General features: G+C 69.1%; 4 protein-coding genes. 1 reads left to right on the top strand and 3 read right to left on the bottom strand.

What is annotated here, in order from left to right; translation table 11 throughout:
• The 3 genes from H5J26_RS29175 to pdhA all read right to left on the bottom strand — a co-directional run.
• The coding region (locus H5J26_RS29175) for a biotin/lipoyl-containing protein (protein WP_303647255.1) at window positions 1-333 on the bottom strand (333 nt) is incomplete at its 3' end.
• A 14-nt stretch (window positions 334-347) separates the two neighbouring features.
• Window positions 348-1,379 carry an alpha-ketoacid dehydrogenase subunit beta gene (locus H5J26_RS29170; protein WP_419183865.1) on the bottom strand — a complete coding sequence of 344 codons (1,032 nt, stop codon included), beginning with the start codon at window positions 1,377-1,379 and terminating at the stop codon, window positions 348-350.
• Window position 1,380: 1 nt separating this feature from the next.
• On the bottom strand, window positions 1,381-2,814 hold the full coding sequence (gene pdhA / locus H5J26_RS29165) for a pyruvate dehydrogenase (acetyl-transferring) E1 component subunit alpha (RefSeq protein WP_181768970.1): 1,434 nt from the start codon (window positions 2,812-2,814) through the stop codon (window positions 1,381-1,383).
• Window positions 2,815-3,188: 374 nt separating this feature from the next.
• Here pdhA and H5J26_RS29160 point away from each other — a divergent pair, with 374 nt between their 5' ends.
• Complete coding sequence (locus H5J26_RS29160; protein ID WP_181768969.1) at window positions 3,189-3,842, top strand: response regulator; 654 nt, start codon at window positions 3,189-3,191, stop codon at window positions 3,840-3,842.
• Window positions 3,843-3,900 lie beyond the last annotated feature (58 nt).

The raw sequence follows: 3,900 nt of genomic DNA, 5'->3' as shown, positions 1-3,900 counted from the left end.
GCCGGACGGGGCGGAGCCGTTCCCGGCGGGTGCCGCCTCCGTCCCGCCGTCGGCGCCTCCCAGCGGCCCGGCCGAGGGGTCGGTGTCCACGGAGATGATCGCGGTGCCGACGTCCACGGTCGTGCCCTCTTCGAAGCGCAGCTCGTGGACGGAACCGTTGAAGGGGATGGGCAGTTCCACGGCGGCCTTGGCCGTCTCGACCTCGCACACCACCTGCCCGTCCGTGACCGTGTCACCGGTCTGGACGTACCACTTGAGGATCTCTGCCTCCGTGAGCCCCTCGCCCACGTCGGGCATCTTGAACTCGCGGATGCGGGTCGCGCTCTCAGTCATCGTCACGACTCTCCTCAGTACGCCAGGGCACGGTCGACGGCATCCAGCACCCTGTCCAGACCCGGAAGGTACTCGTCCTCCAGCCGGGCCGGCGGATACGGCGCGTGGAACCCGCCCACACGCAGCACCGGAGCCTCCAGGTGGTAGAAGCACCTCTCGGTGATCCTGGCGGCCACCTCCGAGCCGGTCCCCAGGAAGACAGGTGCCTCGTGCACCACCACAAGCCTGCCGGTTTTCTCGACGGACTTCTGGAGAGTGTCGAAGTCGATGGGCGACATCGACCGCATGTCCACGACCTCGAGCGAGTGGCCCTCCTCCTGCGCCGCGGTCGCGGCCTCCAGGCAGGTCTTCACCATCGGCCCGTAGGCCGCGAGAGTGAGATCGCCGCCCTGCCGGGCGACCCGCGCGGCGTGCAGCGGCGCCGGGATGGCGGTCACGTCGACCTCGCCCTTGTCCCAGTAGCGGCGCTTGGGCTCGAAGAAGATGACCGGGTCGTCGCTCTCGATGGACTGGCGCAGCATCCAGTAGGCGTCCGAAGCGTTCGACGGAGAGACGCACTTGAGCCCCGCCACGTGCGCGAAGAGCGCCTCCGGCGACTCGCTGTGGTGCTCGACGGCGCCGATTCCGCCCGCGTACGGGATGCGGATGACGACGGGCAGCTTGATCTTGCCCAGCGCGCGGGCGTGCATCTTGGCGAGCTGCGTGACGATCTGGTCGTAGGCCGGGAAGACGAAACCGTCGAACTGGATCTCCACGACCGGCCGGTAGCCGCGCAGGGCGAGACCGATCGCGGTGCCGACGATGCCGGACTCCGCCAACGGTGTGTCGATGACGCGCTGTTCGCCGAAGTCCTTCTGGAGCCCGTCGGTGATGCGGAAGACGCCGCCGAGCTTGCCGACGTCCTCTCCCATGATCAGGACCTTGGGGTCGTTCTCCATCGCCGAGCGCAGCGACTCGTTGAGCGCCTTGGCGATGGGCATCTTGCGTACGTCCGGGCCGGCCTGAGCAGCGGAGGCGGCAGCGGTCGAACTGGTGGCAGCGGCCATGTCAGCGGGCCCCCTCTTCGGATTCAGCTGATTCGGCGAAGGACGCGAGGTACTCGGCGAACTGGGCGCGCTCCTCGTCGACGAGCGCGTGCCCGTCGGCGTAGACGTTCTCGAAGATCGCCATGGTGTCGGGGTCGGGCATGGTGCGGATCGATTCCCGCACGTGCTTGCCCATGGCCTCGCTCTCCTCCTCCAGGGCCTCGAAGAACTCGGGGTCGGCCAGGCCGTCCCGCTCCAGGTAAGCACGGAGCCGTGCGATGGGGTCCTTGGCCTCCCACTCCGCACGCTCCTCGTCGCGGCGGTAGCGGGTGGGGTCGTCCGAAGTGGTGTGAGCACCCATCCGGTACGTGAACGCCTCGACGAGCATGGGGCCCTGGCCGCTGCGCGCGCGCTCGACGGCGGCGCGGGTGACGGCGAGGCAGGCCAGCACGTCGTTGCCGTCGACCCGCACGCCGGGGAAGCCGAAGCCGCTGGCGCGCTGGTAGATGGGCACGCGGGACTGGCGCTCGGCGGGCTCGGAGATCGCCCACTGGTTGTTCTGGCAGAAGAAGACGACCGGGGCGTTGTAGACCGCGGAGAAGGTGAACGCCTCCGCCACGTCGCCCTGCGAGGACGCGCCGTCGCCGAAGTAGGCGATGACGGCCGAGTCGGAGCCGTCCAGGTTGATGCCCATGCCGTAGCCGGTGGCGTGCAGCACCTGCGATCCGATGACGATCGTGTAGAGGTGGAAGTTGTTGCTCGCCGGGTCCCAGCCGCCGTTGTTCACACCGCGGAACATGCCCAGGAGCTTCGTCGGGTCCACCCCGCGGCACCAGGCGACGCCGTGCTCACGGTAGGTGGGGAAGACGTAGTCGTCGTCGCGCAGCGCGCGGCCGGAGCCGATCTGCGCCGCCTCCTGGCCCAACAGCGAAGCCCACAGGCCCAGTTCGCCCTGCCGCTGGAGCGAGGTCGCCTCGGCGTCGAACCGCCGGGTCAGCACCATGTCGCGGTACAGGCCGCGGAGTTCCTCCGCGGAGAGGTCGATGGAGTAGTCCGGGTGCTCGACCCGCTCGCCCTCGGGCGTCAGCAGCTGTACGAGCTCGGGGCCGGACTCGGCCTGCTGTGCGGTGGAGCTCGCCTTGCGCGAACTGCCCGTCTTCGTCGCCGGCTTGCGGGTCGCGCTTGCCTTGGCGGTCTTGGCGGGCTTCGCGGTCTTGCGCGCCGGGCCTGAGGCGGCTGCCTTCGCGGGCTTGGCGGTCTTCGCGGGCTTGGCGGTCTTACGGGCCGGGCTCTGCTTGCCCGACGCACCGTTCGCGGCGGTTGTGCCGTTCGCGGTGGATGCGGCTGTCGTGCTCCCGGCGTCGGTCTGCGCCGACGCCGACTTCTTCGTGGCGCGCTTGCCTCCGGTGCCGCTGCGGCGCGGTTTGCTGCGCGCGGCAGTGCTCTCCACGGTCACGTGTGCTCCTCTTCTGTCCGGCCTCCGGGGTCGCCGGGTGGCCTGGGGGTCCCCCGCCCGTCAGACGGAGGGAGGCTCGCCGGCCCCGTACGGCGCACGGGGTGGGTGCGACACGGACGTGACCGAGCGGTGACTAGATCTCTCGGTCGAGGCCCTATGAAGCCGTGCCCAGACCTCCATACATGCATGAAGCTGCCCTGACCTGCAACTTTGTTCGGATTTCCAAGTAATCGACTCGGAAATCCCCAAGCAAGCCGAAAGATCAGGGACGTCACTGGTCACGGCCTTGCAGGCCCCGCAGACCCCTGCACGGTATCCCGCAGCTCCAGAGTGCGGGAAGGGCGGAGCGGAGACCAGTATGTGAGACTGAAAAAATGGAAGAAAACGCCCAAATCACAGTCTTCCTGCTCGATGATCACGAGGTGATCCGCCGGGGTGTGCACGAGATGCTCTCGGCGGAGCCGGACATCGAGGTGATCGGCGCGACGGACAGCGCCGCCGACGCCCTTCAGCGCATTCCCGACGCCGACCCCGACGTCGCCGTGCTCGACGTACGCCTTCCGGACGGCAGCGGCATCGAGGTGTGCCGCGAACTGCGCTCACTCGACCAGGACATCGCCTGCCTGATCCTCACCTCGTTCCCGGACGAGGAAGCGCTGGCCCACGCCGTGCTGGCCGGGGCGTCCGGCTATGTGCTGAAAGGGATACGCGGCAACGAGCTCCAGAAGGCCGTACGGGACGCGGCCGCCGGACGGTCCACGCTCGACCCCCACGCCGCCCGCCGTGTGGTGGAGCGGCTCCGGTCAGGCGCGCACCGCACCGATGAGCGGCTCGGCGCCCTCAGCGAGCAGGAGCGGAAGATTCTCGATCTGATCGCCGAGGGCATGACCAACCGGGCGATCGGCCACGAGCTGAACCTGGCCGAGAAGACCATCAAGAACTACGTCTCACAGCTCCTGGCGAAGCTGGGGATGGAACGCAGGACCCAGGCGGCCGCCTACCTCGCGCGGATGCGGGGAGCGCCGTAACCCGCCGACAGGGACGAACCCGAGGAACACCCCGGGCCGCAGTGCCTCGACCGGGGGA

This window comes from Streptomyces albidus (ex Kaewkla and Franco 2022) (assembly GCF_013870515.1).
GTDB classification, from domain to species: domain Bacteria; phylum Actinomycetota; class Actinomycetes; order Streptomycetales; family Streptomycetaceae; genus Streptomyces; species Streptomyces albidus.
Note: the sequence above shows the minus strand (reverse complement) of the source record. Positions and strands in the feature narration are given on the sequence as shown.